The sequence below is a fragment of the Lentzea californiensis genome (genome assembly GCF_024648825.1).
Lineage (GTDB): Bacteria > Actinomycetota > Actinomycetes > Mycobacteriales > Pseudonocardiaceae > Lentzea > Lentzea californiensis.
Window position 1 is genome coordinate 204,638 of sequence record NZ_JANBBE010000004.1, and the last position, 17,242, is coordinate 221,879.

Genomic DNA, 17,242 nt, shown 5'->3' on the forward strand with positions numbered 1-17,242 from the left:
GGTCTAGTTGATCGTGAAGCTGTCGCCGTAGACCTTCCACTTCAGCGGCGTCTTCAGGTCGAAGTTGCCGGCCTTGAGCCACACGCGCTGCGCGGTCTCGATGCGCGACACGTCCTCATGCGCCGCTTCCTGCTTCATGGCCCACACGCGGGCGTCCATGAAGGCGTTGAGCCACGTGGTCTCGTTGCCGCCCTGCGACGGCGGCTTCGCCTTGCCGAGGGCGCGCTTGCGGATGTTGCCGAAGCTGGTCTTGTCGCCGCCGTCACCATGCACGACGATCGCGTCGTAGTACGCGAACTGACCCAGGGCGCGCACGCCGTCGGCCTTGCCCTGCTTGACCGCCGGGTTGAAGTAGACGCGGTCGCGTTCGGACTCCTGTGCCGCCTTGAAGACGGAGTCCTTGGCCGCTGTCTTCCAGTCCTTGGTGTAGTTGGGGTCGAGCCCCGAGTGCGACTCGGTGCCGTTCACCTTGCGCAGTGCGGGCAGGTACTTCTCCAGCACGTTGCCGGGCTTCTTGGTCTTGTAGAGCTCGACGAGGTCGAGCATGTCACCGGTGCCGCTGCAGAAGCCGATGATGCCGGCGGTGTAACCGCGGCCGTCGTCGATGTCCTCGATGTAGCCGAACTGGGACTTCCAGTCCGTGGAGGAGTTCTCCGCGCTGGACACGATCTGCATCGCGATGTCCTTGAGGCGCGGTTCGTCGAGGTTGGCCGCCGAGGCGGTGCCGGCGGTGGTGGTGAGGAGAGCGGCGCACGTCAGCAGTGCGGCCGCGAAGCGACCAGTGATCTTCACGAAGTTCCCTCCGGGGCAGGGATTGTGGGGCCCGGCGGCGTGGGAGCAACGGTAAGCGGTCCGCACCTTTATTGGCAAGAGTCTTTACTAACTCGCGAAACGGACATTTGTCCCCAGTAGACCCATTCAGGTGGAAATCCCTGCGTGCCAAGTGTTTCCGCCGGAACGTCAGAGGACCCGGCTCGCTCACGAGCCGGGCCCACCCGTCATCAGCCGTTCTCGGCGGCGCACTTCTGGTCGTTCGGACGCTGTCCGCCGAGCAGGTACTCGGTGACCTTGTCGTTGGCGCACTTGTTCTTGCCGAAGACGTAGGCGCCGTGCCCGCCCTGGTCGATCGTGATCATCGCGGCCCTGTCGCCGAACGCGCGGCGCGTCGATTGGGCGCCAACCAGCGGCGTCGCGGGGTCGCGCTCGTTCTGCACCAGCAGCACGTTGCGCGGGCCTCGGTCGGACGGCAGGACCTGCTTCTCCACCGGCTTCGGGAAGAAGGCGCACGGCTGGATGTTCGCCGCGGCCGCGCCGAACATCGGGTTGCGGATGCGGTCGATCGCCACGTTGCGCTCGTACGTGCCGACCGACGACGGCCAGGTGGAGTCACCGCAGATCACGTTCAGGCGGCCTGCCAGCAGCGCCTGGATGCGCGGGACCTCCGGGTACTCCTGCGGCGGCTGCGGCTGGCCGGTGTCGAAGGCCTTCCAGGAGGCGGCGAGCTTCGAGAAGGCCTCGTCACCGGTGGAGTAGAGCGCCGCGAAGTTGATGAAGCGGAACAGCCTGCCATCGACGCCCTCCACCGAGGGCGCCTTGTCGAGCCTCGCGGCCAGCTCGAAGAACTTGGCGCGCACCTGCTGCGGCGTCGTGCCCAGGTCGTACTCGGGGTGCGCCGCCGCCCACTTCGCGAAGTCCGGGAACGTGTCCTCGACGCCGCGGCCCATCAGCCGGCCGCCCTCGACGTCCCAGCCGCCCTTCGGCAGGTTGCTGTCGATCACGACGCGCTCCGCGGTCTTCGGGAACAGCGTGGCGTACACCGAACCCAGGTACGAGCCGTACGAATACCCGAGGAACGACGCCTTCTTCTCGCCCAGCGCCGCGCGGACCGAGTCCAGGTCACGCGCGATGTTCGCGGTCGTGTTGTACGGGAGTTCATCGGCCGAGGACGACTTGAGGCACTGCTCGGCGATCTTCTTGACCTCGTCGGCGCGCTGGCGAACCTCAGCGGAGTTGTTGGCGTACGGAGGCACGCTGCCGTCCGCCATCTGCTCCTCGGTGAGGTCGCATGTGGACGGTGAGCTGTAACCGATGCCACGCGGGTCCATGCCGATGATGTCGTACGCGTCCTGCACGTCCTGCGGCAGTCCGACCGCTTTCAGCACGACCGGGAACGTCAGGCCCTCGCTCGGTCCACCGGGGTTGGTCAGCAGGATCCCCTTGCGCTTCGCGGGGTTCTTGCTGGCCAACCGGGTGATCATCACCTCGGTCTTGCGGCCTTCCGCCTTGCGGTAGTCGAGCGGCAGTTGCAGCTTTCCGCACTCCAGGCCGGGCAGCGCCACGTCGGTGGGACAGGCGACCCACTGCACCTCCGGCTTCGGCGTGGCGGCGGAGGCCACCCCCGGTACCGCCACCAGCGCTGCGGCGGCGGTCACGACCGCGGCCAGCGACATCGATGTTCGCATTAGCAAATACCTCCCCGACGACGCGCTCGCAGCGCGTCGAACCAATGGAATGTCAGCCGTTCATGCGGCCGAGAACGTCCAGCTGCGCCTTGTTGTAGAGCTCGACCAAGACCTTCACGACAGTCCGCCGCGCGTGCTCCACACCTCGCGGGGCGTCGCTCCACAGACCGGCCGGATCCGGGAACACGGCGCGGATCTGAGCCATGTACGGCATCTCGCGCATGGCGTCCGCCACCCGCTGCCGGGTCTCCTCGTCCGCGTCCTCCGGCAGGTTGTCGAACGCCACGACCGCCGGGTCCCGCGAGTAGCCCTTCAGCGTCTCGGCGTATTTGGCCAGCGTCTCCGGCGAGAGCAGCTGGGCCAGCACGACGGTGAACGAGCGGTCCTGCGGTGACAGGTCCGCGTTCTCGATCATCGCCGCGACGTCCGGCGGCAGGTCGGTCGGCACCTCCTGGAGCCGGACCAGTGCCAGCTCGGCCCTGATCCGCTGCAGGCGTTCGATCTGCGCGGCCAGTTCGGTGTCGAGCTCCCTCAACGCCTCGCGAGGATGTTCGTCCCCGTCACCCAGTTCCGCGATCTGCGTGAGCGACAACCCGAGATCGGTGAGGCGCTTGATCCTCAGCACCCGCACGAGATGGGGCACGCCGTAGCTCTTGTAGCCGTTGGCGCGGCGTTCCGGCTCTGCGAGCAGGCCCACGTCGTGGTAGTGCCGGATCGTGCGCAACGTCGTGCCGGCGAGATCGGCCAGTTGACTGGTGCTCCACGCCACGACGTCCTCCTCTCCGGTTGCTGACGAGACCCAGTTGAAACCATGCCGCTACGGCACGGTCAAGGCGGATGAGAACGTTCAGACGAAGGTTGGGCAGGGAGTCCACTTTCGTCGCACGCAAAAGGCCCCCGGCAAGACACCGGGGACCTTTTGTTGCGTTACAACGACTTACAGGAACTGACCACCACGGGTGACAGCGCCGTAGGCGTCCACGATGCCGTGACCGTAGAAGCCGTTGAACTTCGCGTCACCCTCACAGGTGGCGTCGAACTCCGGCGTGCGGCCCACGTTGACGTACGACACGGTGCGCGGGTTCGGGCACGCGCGCTGCGTCGCGGTCTTGTAGAGGACCTTCTCGACCTTGTCGGGTGCGAGGGTCAGACCGGGGTTCTTCTTGTCCTTCTTGCCGTACTGGCTGACGATCAGCGCGGCGACACCAGCGGCGTGCGGGGCGGCCATCGAGGTGCCCTGCAGGTACTGGTAGTAGCCGACCTTGTCGCCCTGCACGGCCTTCTTCACACCCGCGGCCAGACCGGCCTCGGTGATGTTGCCGGCGTCGTCGATCGCGCCTTCGGCGAGAGCGACGTTGCGCGGGTAGGTCGACAGGATCAGGTTCTCGTTGGTGCGGTACCACGGCGTGCCGAGGCCGTCGCGGAAGTAACCACCGGGAGCCGAGATCGAGGTCTGCTCAAGGCCGTAGTTCGAGTAGTCGGCCTTGTTCGTCGACGGGCCGAGCGACGACACCGAGATGACGTGGTTGCCCTCGGTCGGGAGGTTGAGGCACGTCGCGTTGTCGACCGGACGCGTGCGGTTGTGGCCCGGCGGGTAGTTCGGGCTCACGGTGTCCTGGCGCGGCTTGCCCAGGTCCTCGTGGTTGTTGCCACCGGCACCGATCAGCGTGACGCCCTTGCGGTGCGCGTAGTTCAGCGCGCGCTGCACGGTCGCGATGATCGTGCGCTGCTCCAGCTGCTCCTCGGCCGAGGCCGTGGGGTCGTTGGCGCAGTTCATGTACCAGGGGTCGACGTAGAACGACATGTTGATGACGTCCAGGCCGATGTCGGCGCCGTAGGTGATGGCGTCGACGACGGGCTGCAGGAAGAACGAACCCGCGTCCTGGCCGCCGCGGATGTTCACGAGCGACACACCCGGTGCGACACCGGAGATGCCGAAACCGTTGGCAGCGGCGCCGATGGTGCCGGCGACGTGCGTGCCGTGGCCGCCGTCGTCCCAGTTCGCCGGGTCGACACAGCCGCGGAACTCACACGGGCCGTCGAAGACGCCGCCGTCGGAGTCGTTGGGGATGTCGATCGTGAAGTTGCGCGAAAGCTCGTTGTTGAAGTTCGGCGCGATGTCCGGGTGGGAACCGTCCACACCGGTGTCGAGCACGCCGACGTACACGCGCTTGTCGCCGGCCTGCTTGGCCCGCGCGATGTTGGAGCGAACGAGGTTCAGGCCCCACAGGTCCCCGTCGAGCGGGTCCATGCCGGCCGTCGAGCCCGACTGCGTGGGCGCCTTGTTCGGCTTCTCGGTCTTGTTCTCCTTCTCGACGTTGTCCCGCTTGGCCTTCTCGGCCTTCGCCGCGGGCGCGTGCCCGATCGGCTTCGTCCGAGCGGCACCGACGATCGCGCTCGAAGCGGAAACCTTCTCCGCGAAGCCGTTCGCGGGCGCCTTGACCGTCAGCAGTCCGACGGCGTCGTTGCTCCGCACGACCTCGCCGCCCGCCGCTTCCACGGCGTCGATCGCGAAGTCGCGGTTTCCGGGTTCTTCCAGAAGGACGGTGTACTCCGTGGTCGGCCCTGTGGTGGCCGGTGCGGCCCCCGCCGCCGAAGTGCCCGCTGCGATCAGCGACACCGTTGCCGCCACCGCCATCACGGTTCTGCGCGTTCTCACCTAGCTGTCTCCTCACACCCGGTCAGGGCTGGATCCAACAACACGGTGCGGCCCCCGATTGCCGCCCAAGTTGGACACACTGACACGAAAATGCGCTGTGCGTCAGCGCCTTTCGTACGGAATCGAACTGTAGCCGATCGGAAGCGGAGCGTGATGTTATAAGAAGAAATCTTGACTTAACAAGATTCAAGGGATGGACTTCGCGATTATGCGAAGACGGGTAATGGCATCGTCGGCGTGCCTGCTCTTTCTCCTCTCCTCCTGTGGTGACGCAGGTCAGGGGTCTCCGACGCTGCCTACGCGCGGTCCCAAACCAATCGTCGGGGTAATCCTTCCCGACCGAACGACATCCGCGCGTTGGGAAGAACAGGACCGCCCACTGCTCACACAGGCGTTCAACTACGCCGACATCGAACCGTTCATGGAGAACGCCGAGGGCGACGAGGCGAAGTTCGCGCAGATCGCCGACGAGATGATCCGCCGCAAGGTCAAGGTCATGATGATCACGCCGTTGTCGGCGGCGGGCGGCCTCGCGGTGCAGAAGAAGGCGAAGGCCGCGAACATCCCGGTCATCGACTACGACCGGGTCACGCTCGGCGGCACGGCGGAGTACCACGTCGGTTTCGACAGCGTGAACGTCGGCCAGTTGCAGGGAGACGGCCTGCTGAACTGCCTCGGCGACAAGCCGGGGGCCCAGATCATCGAGATCCAGGGTGCTCCGACCGACCACAACGCGACGCTCTTCGCCCAGGGGCAGAAGTCGCGGCTGTCCTCGAAGTACGACAGCGGCGCGCTCAAGCTCGTGAAGTCGCAGCCGGTCGCCGACTGGGACAACGTCCTCGGCGGACAGCTGTTCGAGCAGATCCTGAACGAGAACGGCGGCAAGGTCGACGGCGTGGTCGCGGCCAACGACGGCCTCGCCGGCGCGGTCATCGCCGTGCTCAAGAAGAAGAACCTGCGGGTCCCGGTCACCGGTCAGGACGCCACCGTGGACGGCCTGCGGGCCGTGCTGGGCGGCGACCAGTGCGTCACCGTCTACAAGCCGGTGCGCGACGAGGCCGAGGCCGCGGCCAGGCTGGCGATCGCCGTCGCCCGCGGAGACCTGGAGGGTGCCGATGACCTCGCCACCGGCAACCTGCGGGATCCCGTCGCACGGCGTGACATCAAGTCGGTGCTGCTCGGCGCGACGCTGATCAAGAAGGACACCGTCCGGACGCTGGTCACGGAGGGCATCGTCAAGCCGGCGGAGTTGTGCGCCGGCGCGCTCGCCCAGGTCTGCGCCCAGCAAGACATCCTCGGAGGCTAGAGACCCGTCACGGCCTGTCTTGATCAGGCAGGTCGTGACGTCCCGAGATGAACTCCTGCACGGCGATCTTGGCCTTGATGATCGGCTGCCGGATCCTGGCCTCCCTGCGGTACGCGCGGGTGAGCTTGCGCGAGCCCTCCAGGTAGCGCCAGCGCGCCCACGGTGAACCGGGTCGTGCCAGCCGCACGGCGCCCACGGCGGGCACCACCGGCACGAGCAGGCCGAGCAGGCCGGTCCAGATCTTGCCCTTGAGCAGCGCCACGATCGCGAAGCACAGGTTCACGGAGATGATGATCACCCGCAGCGTGAACGTGGACGCCGGTGTCGTCTCCGGGTTGAGCTGCAGCACCTCGTCGTAGCCGAACGGGCGAGCGCCCAGCAGGAACGTTCCGGTGAGACCGACGGCGAGGAACACCGCGTCCACGGACAGCCGGCCCGCCTTCGTCCAGTACACGTCCCTCAGGTGCAGGATCAGCGCGAACTCGTCCAGCACTAGCGCGGCACCCACCCCGAGACCGGCCGCCGCGACCAGTCTGGCGCTGTGCAGGTCGTCGGGGATGACGAGGCCTGTGACGCTGGACAGGAGCAGCAGCACGGTGCCGAACACGACGTGATGTACGTGCGTGTCGCCGTGCACGATGTTTCCCGGCCACCAGCGGACCTTCGCCCTGATCATGCGCACGCTGATGCGGATGAACACGAATGTGGTCACCAAACCGATGAAGAAGAAGAGCAGTCGTTCACTGCCGGTCAAGCCACGGCTCCCTGGGTCAACGACCCTCCAGGTTACCGGCCGTCGGGCATGTTCATGTTCTTCACGGTGCCGATCTGGAACACCGTGCCGTGGACGTCTCCGACCAGCTTGTTGGAGATCGTCGTGCGGCCCTTGCCGCGGTCGTCGTCGCGGTCGTTCCGGTCGGTTCCGGCGGGGGCTCGGCTGAGGTGCTTTCCGGCCACCGCAGCGAGTCCACCGGAAATCTGGGGTGCGACGGTGACCTTGATCGACATCGCCGTCAGCTCCGACACGAGCACCTCCGCGAACTCATTTGGCCTCTCACGGTAGCAGCGAAATCGATGTCTCGACTGAGGGCGGGGAGCCGTGGTTGACTGTCTTCGGTCGTACGTTTCGTGTTCGTGGATCAACCCCGCTCGCGGAACGAAGGTTGCGAGCGTGCGGGTTCTCCAGGTTCCGGAGAAGACGCCGCCGCGGCTTGACCCGGTGGTCGCGAGCGCGATCCGGCACCTGTTGGAGGAGAAGTAGCAAGATGGCAGTACAGGGCACCGTCAAGTGGTTCAACGCGGAGAAGGGCTTCGGCTTCATCTCCCCCGACAACGGTGGCGCCGACGTGTTCGTGCACTACTCGGAGATCCAGGGGAACGGCTACAAGTCCCTCGACGAGAACCAGCGGGTCGAGTTCGAGATCGGTCAGGGCCAGAAGGGCCCGCAGGCCCAGGGCGTTCGCGCCGTCTGAGTCTGACTGATCAGCTCTGATTCCAGACAAGCCGCCTGTCCACTATCGGACAAGCGGCTTTGTCGTATCTTGTGCCCGATTCATCGCGCTCAGTAGCGTCGCGGCATGGGGAGACTGTTCGTAGCCGCTCTGTTGCTCTTCGTGGCCGGCTGCTCCGGCGGCTCGGACGCGGTGCCGGGCAGCGGCAAGATCGGCGCCCTGCTGGCCAAGGCGCCCGTTTACGCAGGTCAGGTCGCTCCTGGCTCGGCCGTCGACCGGATCAAGAAGCGCGGCGAGCTGCTGATCGGCGGCTCCCAGGACGCCCCGCTGCTGTCCCAGCTCGACCCGATCAGCGGCGAGCTCACCGGCTTCGACGCCTACCTGGGCAAGCTGCTCGCGCACTACATCGTCGGCAAGCCCTCGACGGAGCTGCTCTCCGCGACATCGGAGACGCGCGAACCGTTGCTGGCCAACGGTACCGTCGACGTGATCATCCAGACGTACACGATCACGCCCGCCCGTCAGGAGCGCGTGTCGTTCGCCGGGCCGTACTACCGGTCGGGGCAGTCGATCGCGGTGCGCAAGGGCACGTCCGGCATCGGCGCACCCGCTGATCTGGCGGGCAGGACCGTCATCGTCGGCGCGAACACCCCTGGTGTGAAGGCGGTCCAGGACGCGGCGCCCACCGCGAAGATCGTCGAGTTCGGCTCCGATCCCGAGTGTCTGACCGCGTTGAAGCAGGGCCGCGGCGAGGCTTACGTGCAGGACCAGGCGATCCTGGTCGCCGACGCGTCCAAGGACAGCGAGCTGCAGCTCGTCGGCGAGCCGTTCACCGAGGACCCGTACGGCATCGGCATCAAGCACGGGGACGCCGAGTTCACGAAGTTCGTGAACGACTGGCTGCGCGAGCTCGGCAAGTCAGGGCTGTGGCAGGAGGTCTGGAAGCAGACGATCGGCACCGTGGTCACCGGCGACGCGCCGGCGCCACCCGCGATCGCCTCATGAGCCTGATCCTCGAAGGCTTTCTGAACACCGTCGCCCTGACCCTGCTGTCGTTCGCCGGCGCGGTGCTCGCCGGGCTGCTGGTGGCCGTCATGAGGATCGTGCCGGTACCGCTGTTGCGCGCGGCCGGCGCGGTCTACGTCGAGGTGTGGCGGAACGTCCCGCTGCTCGCCTGGCTGGTGCTGTTCGTGTTCGGGCTGCCGGAGGTGGGAGTGAAGATGCCGTTGTTCTGGACGGCTTTCACGGCGATCGCGCTGTACGAGGCGGCCTTCGTGGCGGAGGCGCTGCGGTCGGGCGTGAACTCGGTGGCGTCCGGGCAGGGCGAGGCCGCGCGGGCGCTGGGACTGTCGCCGCGGCAGTCGTTGCGGCACGTGATCCTGCCGCAGGCCTTGAAGAGCGTCGTGCAGCCGCTGGCGAACATCGCGATCGCGTTGACGATGGCAACCGCACTCGCTGGTGTGGTCGGAGTAGTGGACATGACCCGTGCGGCGCAACGGATCAACCTGGAGCTCGCGCAGCCGTTGCTGGTGTTCACCGGCGTCGGGCTCTGCTACCTGGTGATGGCGGCCGGGATCGGATTCGGGGCACGCGTGCTGGAACGGCGGCTGGCCTGATGTTCGACGCTCCTGGTCCCCGGTTCCGGCGCCGGGTCTTCTGGGTCTCCGTGGTGTCCGGGCTGGTGCTCCTCGGGCTCGTCGCGCTGGGGTTGCGGCAGTTCGCGGCCGGTGGTCAGCTGGAGCCGGATCGGTGGAGGCCGTATCTGACCTGGCCGGTGTGGCGTTATCTGCTCGAAGGCCTGTGGTCGACGGTGGTGGCGGCATGTGCGACGGGTGTGCTGGCGATGGCGGGCGGGTTACTGCTCGCGTTGCGGCCAAACCGGTTCACTCGCGCCTATGCCGAGGTCATGCGCACGGTTCCGGTGCTGCTGCTCGTGTACGTGATGCTGTTCGTGCTGCCGTCGTTCGGGGTGAACCTGCCGCTGTTCTGGAAGCTCGTGGTGCCGCTCGCGTTGTCGCACGCGGCCTCCTACGCGGTGATCTTCCGGGCGGGAGTCTCGGCGGTCGATCCCGGCCAGCGCGAGGCCGGGTTGTCGCTGGGCATGCCGGACGGAGTGGTGACGCGGCTCGTGGTGCTGCCGCAGGCCGTGCGGCACATGACGCCGTTGCTCGTGACCCAGGCCGTCAGCCTGTTGAAGGACACCTCGCTGGGCTATGTCGTGTCCTACACGGAGTTGTTGTTCAACGGGCGGGTGCTCGCGAACTACAACGGTCTGCTGATCCAGACCTTCATCGTCGTCGCGTTCGTCTACCTCGTGGTCAACCTGGCGCTGTCCAGGCTGGCCCACCGGCTGGAGGCCGCTCGTGCCCGCACTGCTCGCTGAGGTGACCCGGTCGGGGTTCGTGGAGAGCCTGCACCACGGCAGCGTCGTCGGCCTGCTGCCATCTGGTGCCGTGGGCGTGTCCGTTGGCGCGGTGGAGGACCCGGTGCTGCCGCGGTCGTGCATGAAGCCGTTCCAAGCGCTTGCGTGCCTGTCCGCCGGAGCGCCACTGGCCGGGCCCGCGCTGGCGATCGCCGCCGGGTCGCACACGGGGGAGAACCGGCACGTCGAGCTGGTGATGCAGCTGCTCGGCGGGTTGCCGGCCGGGTTGCTGCGCTGCCCGCCGTCCTGGCCCGAGGACGAGGAGACGCGCCGGCGGGTGACGGAACCTTCCCGGGTGCGGATGAACTGCTCCGGCAAGCACGCGGCGATGCTCGCGGCGTGTGTGGCGGCCCGCTGGCCGGCGCAGACCTATTTGGAGCCTTCGCATCCGTTGCAGCGGCTGGTGATGCGGACGGTGGAGGAGTTGTCCGAAGAGTCCGTTGTGCACACGGCGATCGACGGCTGCGGTGCGCCGGTCTTCGGGTTGTCGTTGCACGGCTTGGCGCGGGCGATGCGGGGGCTGGTGCGCACGCCCGTCGCCGACGCCATGCGCGGGTTTCCCGAGTACGTCGGCGGGACCGGGCACGTGAACACCGTGGTCATGCAGCAGCTGCCGGGCGTGGTGGCCAAGGGCGGCGCGGAGGGTGTGCTGGTGCTGGCGACCGACGCCGGGCACGCGGTCGCGGTGAAGGTGCTCGACGGCAATCCCCGTGCCACGACGGCGATCGGGCTCACGGCGCTGGCCGCCATGGGGTTCGACGTGTCGCCCGCGAAGCAGTCCCTGTCCGTGCCGGTGCTCGGGGGCGGGCAGGTCGTCGGGGAGGTTCGTGTCGTGTTCTAGAACTTCTCGGGGACCTCGAGCATGCCGAGCTGGGCCATGACGGTCGCCGTGTCGCCGTAGACCCGCTGGCAGACGAGGACGTCCTTGTCGAAGTGGAAGAAACCGGCCATCCTGACCTTGAACGACCGTCCGGTAACTTCTTCGCCGATGAGGCTGCCCAGGTGCGTGCCCTGCAGTTCGAACTCCACGATCACGGCGTCGTCGGCGTGGTGGACGTCGATGACCTTGTTGCGCTGGTCGGGGAACGCCGCGCGGGTGCGCTGCCAGTAGTCGCGAACCGCGTCCACGCCCTCGAGGACCTGGCCGGACGCGATGATCTCGTAGCGGGGGTTCGGAAACGTGTTCAGAGAGGTGTCGAAGTCGTGGTCGTTCTGCGACTCCATGTGTTCCAAGACGATCGCTTCCCGCAGCGCTCTCAGCGCCCTGGACTCGGTCATACCGGCCGACCCTCCTACGTACGCCGTACGTCGCAGGGAAGCTACTCCACGTCGTGCGGTCTACGCCAGTGTCCTCGCCGCGTGAACCGCTGACCCGCGACCGCATCGTGGATGCGGCCGTGCGGTTGATCGAATGCGAGGGCGTCGAGGCCGTCTCGATGCGGCGTCTCGCCGCCGAACTGGGCGCGGGCACGATGTCGCTGTACAACCACGTGCCGAACAAGGCCGTGCTGGTGGACCTCGCGGCCGAGCGGATCATGGCGGAGGCGCGGCCGTACCACGTGGACGGCGACGACTGGCGTGAACACATCCGGGCGCACGCCCGTGCCGTGCGGGAGCTGGCGCGCCGGCACCCCCGCGCGTTCGTGATGCTGGCGACGCGCCGGCTGAGCAGCGAGGCGGGGTTCCGGACGATCGAGGCGGCGCTGATGAACTTCGAGCGCGCGGGGTTCCGGGGCAAGATCGCCGTCGGGATGATGCGGGCGATGGTGTCGTACCTGCTGGGCACGTTGATGAGGGAGGTCGCGACCTCGCCCGAGCTCGGCGGGATCGCGTTGTCGCCCTTCGAGGACGTCGACGTGTCGGCGTTCCCGTTGTCCGCCGAGGTGATCGGGGAGCTGGGGACCTACGACCACGACCATGAGTTCGAGTTCGGCCTCGAACTCATGATCGCGGCGCTGGAGCGCTACGAGCCTTAGTGCGGTGACCACGAACCTTCACCGGGTCTTCCGGCGCTCAGCAGGGCGCCTCGCGGCACCGTCCCCGCGCCCCCGTACGTCCAGTACTCGGGACGCGGGGACGGCACCGCGATGCACCCGTCTGACCGGCGAAATACCGGGTGAAGGTTCGCGGCCACCACACTAGGGGCGCATCTCGTACTGGCCGGAGAGCGCTTCCACCTGCTGCCAGACGGCGTCGAACCGGGCCTGGTCGACGTGCGGCTTGCGGATCTGCCGCACCGCCCACTGCTGCTGCGCCTCGGTGCTGCTGGCCTTGCCGTGCAGGGCGGTCGCGTAGCCGGCGAAGTCGCGGACCAGGACGTCGAAGATCTGGTCGAGCACGTGCTGGTCGGTGTTCGTGATCTTCGCCTGCTCCAGGACCAGCTGGCCGTAGACGACCAGGGTGAACAGGTGGCCGAGGTTGAGCAGGAAGTCGAGGTCCTTCTGCTGGGCCTCGTCCGGCGCCGCCGTGGTCAGCAGCGTCTTGATGGCCCTGGCCTGCTCGTGGAACAGCGCCACGTTGGGCAGGTGGGCGTGCTCGGCGTAGACCGGCTCCCAGTCGTGGAACTGGATCTTGCCGAGACCGCGCGCGGGGCCCTGGTGCCAGAAGAAGTCGTCGTCCGTCGCGTCGTGGCGCGTCGGGACCTCGTCGTAGGCCTTGGGGTTGAACAGGTAGTTCGGCATGAACTTGAGCACCAGGGCCAGGTTCACGTGGACGGTGCCCTCGAGCTTGGGCAGCGCGCGGATGTCGGCCGTGGCGCGGGTGAAGTACGTGTCCTTCTCGAAACCCTTGGCCGCGATGACGTCCCAGAGCAGGTCGATGACGTTCTCGCCCTCGCTCGTCACCTTCATCTTGGTGATGGGGTTGAAGAGGAGATAGCGGCGGTCGTTCTCGCCGGCGCTGCGGAAGTAGTCGACGCTGCGGTCCGCGAAGAGCTTCATCGCGGTGAGGCGCGCATAGGCGTCGACGAAGTTCTGGCGCACGTGCGGGAAGTTCGTGACCGGGTTGCCGTAGAGGATCCGGTTGTGGGCGTGGGTGATCGCCTCGTGGAACGAGTGCTCGCAGATGCCGATGCTGGCCGTGCAGAGGTTGAACTTGCCGACGTTGACGGTGTTGAGCGCGGCGGAGAACGCGTCGGGGCCGCGGTGCAGGACGTCGGCGTCGGTGAGGGGGTAGCCGTCGAGGCGGAACTCGCTCACGAACATCTGGCTGTCGACGACGTTCTTCACGAGGTGGAAGTTCTCGTGCTGGCTGTCGACCGCGAAGAAGACGTACTCGTCGGAGTCCGCGAGCTTGCCGAAGACGCTGACCATGCCGGCGACGTTGCCGTTGCCGATGTAGTACTTGCTGCCGGTGGCCGTGTAGCCGGTGTCCGTCTTCGTGACGATCATGTCGGTGCTGTAGACGTCGGCACCGTGCTCCTTCTCGGACAGTCCGAACGCGAAGACCGCTCCGCTGTCGAGGAGTGCCGCCGCCTTCTGCTTGGCCTCTTCGTTGCCGCTCATCCAGATCGGGCCGAGGCCGAGGACCGTGACCTGCCACGCGTACCAGTACTGCAGGCCGTAGAAGCCGAGCACCTCGCTGAACGCGGCGTTGCGGGCGGCGTCCCAGCGCTTGGTGCCGTCCACGCTCGCGGGCGTGCAGAAGGTGGCGAAGAGCTTCTCGCGCTTCACGAAGTCGAGGAACTCGGTGTACCAGACCTTGTCCTGCGCGTCCGCGATGAGCTGCCGCTTGCCGCGGGCCTCGAACCAGTCGACGGTCGCCCTGAGCAGGCGCCGAGTCTCGTCGTCGAGGTGGGCGGGGTCGTAGTGGTTCGGGTCGAGCAGCACTGGCGCCTCCTTGCGTCTCTTCTTTCGGACGCTACCAGTGAGTAACTTGTGGGTCTACGTGGGGTTTCCCTCGTGCTCAGAAATTGTCAGACCCCCGGCGTAACGTGCTCCGCATCACATCTTCTGGGTACGGAGGCTGCATTGCGATGACGGTGGTCGTGGCGATCGGTACGCGCAAGGGGCTGTGGCTCGCCCGCAGTGAGGACCGGGTCTCGTGGCAGGTCGACGGGCCGCACCACGCGATGCAGGAGGTGTACGCGGTCGCGTTCGACGCTCGTGCGGGCCTCCGTCTTATGGCAGGAGTGTCCTCACCGCACTTCGGCCCCGGAGTGTCCATCTCGGACGACCTGGGTGCCACCTGGGAGGAGTCGTCCACGCCGCCGATCGCGTTCCCGGTCGACGACGCGGCCCTCGAACGCGTCTGGCAGCTCCAGCCCGCACCCGCCTCGCAACCGGGCGTGGTCTGGGCGGGCACCCAGCCGTCCGCGCTGTTCAGATCATCGGACGGAGGCCGTTCGTTCGAGTTCGTCGAGGGCCTGTGGAACCACCCGCACCGCCCGGAGTGGGAGGCGGGTTTCGGCGGCCAGGCCGTGCACACGATCGTGCCCGACCCGGTCGACCCGGACCGGATGCTGGTGGCGATGTCGACCGGCGGCGTCTACCGCACCGCCGACGGCGGCAAGTCCTGGGAGGCCCGCAACAAGGGCATCAAGGCGTACTTCTTCCCGGACCCGTGGCCGGAGTTCGGCCAGTGCGTCCACAAGGTGGCCCAGCACCCGGCGTCGCCTTCGCGCTTCTACGCCCAGAACCACCACGGCGTCTACCGCAGCGACGACGGAGGCGACACCTGGCAGTCCATCGCCGAGGGCCTCCCGACGGACTTCGGCTTCGCGATGGTCGTCCACCCCCACGACCCGGACACGATCTTCACGTTCCCGATCGAGGCGGACGGCCGCCGCTTCCCGCCGGAGGGCAAGTGCCGCGTCTACCGCTCCCAGGACGCGGGCGCCACCTGGCAGGCCCTCGGCGAAGGCCTGCCCGACGACTTCTGGACGGCGGTGATGCGCGACGCCCTGTGCACGGACGACGCCGACGTCCCCGGCGTCTACTTCGGCTCCCGCTCGGGCGAGGTCTACGCCAGCCCCGACGAGGGCGAGACCTGGCACCGGGTGGCGGCCCACCTCCCGGACGTGATGTCGGTCCGAGCCGTGGTGATCCCGACGTGAAGGTGAAGGTCCTGATCCCAGGCGTCCTCCGCGCCGCCACCGACGGCGCCGCCCACCTGGACGTGGAAGTCCCGGACCCGGCCACCCTGGGAGCGGCCCTGGACGTCCTGGCGGACACCTACCCGCAACTCGACCGCCGCCTGCGCGACGAGCGAGCCGCCCTGCGCCGCTACGTGAACTTCTACGTCAACGGCGAGGAATGCCGCCGCCTCGCAGGCCCCGCCACCCCACTCCCGTCCGGCGCGGAGATCCAGATCCTGCCGTCGGTGGCGGGAGGCTGACGCCCGCGCCTCGCCGGGTGGCGCCGCACCGGGGATGGCGGCGCCACCCGGCGCCGGCGGCTGCGCGCTGGCTGCCGCGGCTGAGCAGCGGCTGGTGCAGCCGAAAGCCGCTGTGGGCAGTGACCGGGCTATGGCGGTGACCGCTGCGGGGTTGTGACTGGGGTGGGCGGTGACTGCAACAGGCGCAGTTCAGTCATCCGGCGACCTTGTGGGGCCAGGCTGATGATGCCGTTTGCCCGCTGCCGCTCCAATGCCGCCGCCACTCTGGTTGCCGCTGTCCCCGCCACCGGCTTGTCGGCGCGCCAGTGGCTGCAACGCCACGGCCCCGCCCGTGGCGTTGCAGATATGGCCGCCCACCACCTCGACTGCAACCGCTGTGCCGTCAACTCAGCGGCCGCTGCCCACCCGTGGCGTTCCGGCTACCGCCGCCCATCACCACGACTGCCGCCACTGCCCATCGCCACGACTGCCGCCACCGCCACCACCCTGCCCGCGTGGTTCCGGCTACCCGCCGCTTTGACCGCGGCCGGCCATTCCCGCCTACCGCCGCCATGCATCCACCCGCCCACCATCCACCCCCGGCCGAACCCAACCCCGGTCGCGCGAGCGGTCAGATCAGCAGCAGTGACTTGCCGAAGGTGGTGCGCTCTTCGAGCGAGCGGTGAGCCTTCTCGGCCTCCGCCAACGGGTACGTCGCGCCGATCACCGGCCGGAGCCGGCCCTGCGCGGTGAGCGTGAGCGCGTCGGTGAGGAGTGCGCGCACGGTCGCCGGGTCGGGTGGGCCGGCTGCCAGCACGTTGTCCACGTGCACCTGCCGGCTGGCCGCCAGGTCCGGGTCGATGTCGGCGAAGCCGTCCGACGTGCCGTAGGTGACGAAGCGACCGCCATCGGCCACCGTGTCGAACACCGCCCTGCCGAGTGGGCCTCCCGCGCCGTCGAAGGCCAGGCTCACGCCGCCGGTCGCCTCGCGGACCCGGTGCTGCCAGCCGTCCAGCGAGTAGTCGACGGCCAGGTCCGCGCCCAGTTCGCGGCTCAGGGCCAGCTTGCGCTCACCGCGGGCCGCGGCGACGACTCGTGCGCCTGCGTCGCGCAGGAGTTGCACCAGCAGTGAACCCGCGCCGCCCGTCGCGGCCGCCACCAGGACCCACTCGTCCTTCTTGACCTCCACGCGGCGGGCGAGCATGAGTGCGGTGACGCCGTCGTGCACCAGGGCCGCCGCCTCGGCCGAGCCCAGGCCGTCGGGCACCGCGACGATCTCCTCGGCGGGGAGGAGCATCTGCTCCGCGTAGCCGCCCGGTCCGCGGCTGATGACGTGCCTGCCCAGCCACGCCGGGTCCACGCCTTCGCCGACCGAGAGCACGTGGCCCGCGCCGCCTCCGCCTGGCACGTAAGGGAGGGTGAGCGGGAAGTACTCGCCGCCCCAGCCGTTGCGCAGCAGGGTGTCGAGGAAGATCACGTCGGCGATCTCCATGCCCACCACGACCTGTCCCGGACCTGCCACCGGCGCGGGAACCTCCTCCGCGCGGAGTACCTCGGGACCACCGAACTCGTGCACACGGACAGCACGCACTGCAACCACATCCCCCACCTAGATCAACCTGGCTCTCC

General features: G+C 68.1%; 18 protein-coding genes. 9 read left to right on the forward strand and 9 right to left on the reverse strand.

Annotation, left to right across the window (positions count from 1 at the left end; genetic code table 11):
- Nucleotides 1-3 precede the first annotated feature (3 nt).
- The 4 genes from LX88_RS17955 to LX88_RS17970 all read right to left on the reverse strand — a co-directional run bounded on the left by LX88_RS17955 (nucleotide 4) and on the right by LX88_RS17970 (nucleotide 5,100).
- Complete coding sequence (locus LX88_RS17955) at nucleotides 4-786, reverse strand: chitosanase (protein ID WP_372511356.1); 783 nt, start codon at nucleotides 784-786, stop codon at nucleotides 4-6.
- A 215-nt stretch (nucleotides 787-1,001) separates the two neighbouring features.
- Nucleotides 1,002-2,462, reverse strand: a complete 1,461-nt coding sequence (locus LX88_RS17960) for an alpha/beta hydrolase (RefSeq protein WP_258948923.1) — start codon at nucleotides 2,460-2,462, stop codon at nucleotides 1,002-1,004.
- A 52-nt stretch (nucleotides 2,463-2,514) separates the two neighbouring features.
- Complete coding sequence (locus LX88_RS17965) at nucleotides 2,515-3,231, reverse strand: helix-turn-helix domain-containing protein (protein ID WP_258948924.1); 717 nt, start codon at nucleotides 3,229-3,231, stop codon at nucleotides 2,515-2,517.
- Nucleotides 3,232-3,399: 168 nt separating this feature from the next.
- Nucleotides 3,400-5,100 carry a S8 family serine peptidase gene (locus LX88_RS17970; protein WP_258949201.1) on the reverse strand — a complete coding sequence of 567 codons (1,701 nt, stop codon included), beginning with the start codon at nucleotides 5,098-5,100 and terminating at the stop codon, nucleotides 3,400-3,402.
- A gap of 244 nt (nucleotides 5,101-5,344) precedes the next feature.
- Between LX88_RS17970 and LX88_RS17975 the strand changes: the two genes are divergently transcribed.
- On the forward strand, nucleotides 5,345-6,427 hold the full coding sequence (locus tag LX88_RS17975; RefSeq protein ID WP_258948925.1) for a sugar ABC transporter substrate-binding protein: 1,083 nt from the start codon (nucleotides 5,345-5,347) through the stop codon (nucleotides 6,425-6,427).
- 7 nt (nucleotides 6,428-6,434) lie between these two features.
- On the opposite strand, the gene LX88_RS17980 is transcribed toward LX88_RS17975, so the two are convergent.
- Together LX88_RS17980 and LX88_RS17985 are read right to left on the reverse strand one after the other, a co-directional pair.
- Nucleotides 6,435-7,139 carry a hypothetical protein gene (locus tag LX88_RS17980; RefSeq protein WP_258948926.1) on the reverse strand — a complete coding sequence of 235 codons (705 nt, stop codon included), beginning with the start codon at nucleotides 7,137-7,139 and terminating at the stop codon, nucleotides 6,435-6,437.
- 74 nt (nucleotides 7,140-7,213) lie between these two features.
- Nucleotides 7,214-7,453: a hypothetical protein gene (locus tag LX88_RS17985; protein ID WP_258948927.1), complete on the reverse strand. Its 240-nt coding sequence runs from the start codon at nucleotides 7,451-7,453 to the stop codon at nucleotides 7,214-7,216.
- A gap of 239 nt (nucleotides 7,454-7,692) precedes the next feature.
- On the opposite strand from LX88_RS17985, the gene LX88_RS17990 reads away from it, so the two are divergent.
- From LX88_RS17990 to LX88_RS18010, 5 genes are all read left to right on the forward strand, one after another.
- Nucleotides 7,693-7,899, forward strand: coding sequence for a cold-shock protein (locus LX88_RS17990; RefSeq protein ID WP_030479190.1), 207 nt, complete (start codon nucleotides 7,693-7,695; stop codon nucleotides 7,897-7,899).
- Nucleotides 7,900-8,004: 105 nt separating this feature from the next.
- Nucleotides 8,005-8,883: a glutamate ABC transporter substrate-binding protein gene (locus LX88_RS17995; RefSeq protein WP_258948928.1), complete on the forward strand. Its 879-nt coding sequence runs from the start codon at nucleotides 8,005-8,007 to the stop codon at nucleotides 8,881-8,883.
- The gene (locus LX88_RS18000; protein ID WP_258948929.1) at nucleotides 8,880-9,494 is read left to right on the forward strand and encodes an amino acid ABC transporter permease; all 615 of its coding nucleotides are present in this window, start codon (nucleotides 8,880-8,882) and stop codon (nucleotides 9,492-9,494) included. The genes LX88_RS17995 and LX88_RS18000 overlap by 4 nt, the downstream gene beginning before the upstream one ends.
- Complete coding sequence (locus LX88_RS18005; protein WP_258948930.1) at nucleotides 9,494-10,261, forward strand: amino acid ABC transporter permease; 768 nt, start codon at nucleotides 9,494-9,496, stop codon at nucleotides 10,259-10,261. The genes LX88_RS18000 and LX88_RS18005 overlap by 1 nt, the downstream gene beginning before the upstream one ends.
- Nucleotides 10,242-11,141 (forward strand): asparaginase, encoded by a 900-nt coding sequence (locus tag LX88_RS18010; protein WP_258948931.1) that lies wholly within the window; start codon nucleotides 10,242-10,244, stop codon nucleotides 11,139-11,141. The genes LX88_RS18005 and LX88_RS18010 overlap by 20 nt, the downstream gene beginning before the upstream one ends.
- Here the strand turns inward: LX88_RS18010 and LX88_RS18015 are convergent.
- Nucleotides 11,138-11,578, reverse strand: a complete 441-nt coding sequence (locus LX88_RS18015) for an ester cyclase (RefSeq protein WP_258948932.1) — start codon at nucleotides 11,576-11,578, stop codon at nucleotides 11,138-11,140. The genes LX88_RS18010 and LX88_RS18015 overlap by 4 nt on opposite strands.
- Before the next feature lie 107 nt (nucleotides 11,579-11,685).
- Between LX88_RS18015 and LX88_RS18020 the strand changes: the two genes are divergently transcribed.
- On the forward strand, nucleotides 11,686-12,276 hold the full coding sequence (locus LX88_RS18020; protein ID WP_258949202.1) for a TetR/AcrR family transcriptional regulator C-terminal domain-containing protein: 591 nt from the start codon (nucleotides 11,686-11,688) through the stop codon (nucleotides 12,274-12,276).
- A 162-nt stretch (nucleotides 12,277-12,438) separates the two neighbouring features.
- Here the strand turns inward: LX88_RS18020 and LX88_RS18025 are convergent, their stop codons facing one another.
- The gene (locus LX88_RS18025) at nucleotides 12,439-14,127 is read right to left on the reverse strand and encodes an acyl-CoA dehydrogenase family protein (protein ID WP_258948933.1); all 1,689 of its coding nucleotides are present in this window, start codon (nucleotides 14,125-14,127) and stop codon (nucleotides 12,439-12,441) included.
- Between the two features lie 146 nt (nucleotides 14,128-14,273).
- Between LX88_RS18025 and LX88_RS18030 the strand changes: the two genes are divergently transcribed.
- Together LX88_RS18030 and LX88_RS18035 are read left to right on the forward strand one after the other, a co-directional pair.
- A complete protein-coding gene (locus LX88_RS18030; protein ID WP_258948934.1) occupies nucleotides 14,274-15,353 on the forward strand; it encodes a WD40/YVTN/BNR-like repeat-containing protein in 1,080 nt (359 codons plus the stop codon).
- A complete protein-coding gene (locus tag LX88_RS18035; RefSeq protein ID WP_258948935.1) occupies nucleotides 15,350-15,634 on the forward strand; it encodes a MoaD/ThiS family protein in 285 nt (94 codons plus the stop codon). The genes LX88_RS18030 and LX88_RS18035 overlap by 4 nt, the downstream gene beginning before the upstream one ends.
- 610 nt (nucleotides 15,635-16,244) lie before the next feature.
- Here the strand turns inward: LX88_RS18035 and LX88_RS18040 are convergent.
- On the reverse strand, nucleotides 16,245-17,204 hold the full coding sequence (locus LX88_RS18040) for a zinc-binding dehydrogenase (protein ID WP_258948936.1): 960 nt from the start codon (nucleotides 17,202-17,204) through the stop codon (nucleotides 16,245-16,247).
- Between the last annotated feature and the right edge of the window lie 38 nt (nucleotides 17,205-17,242).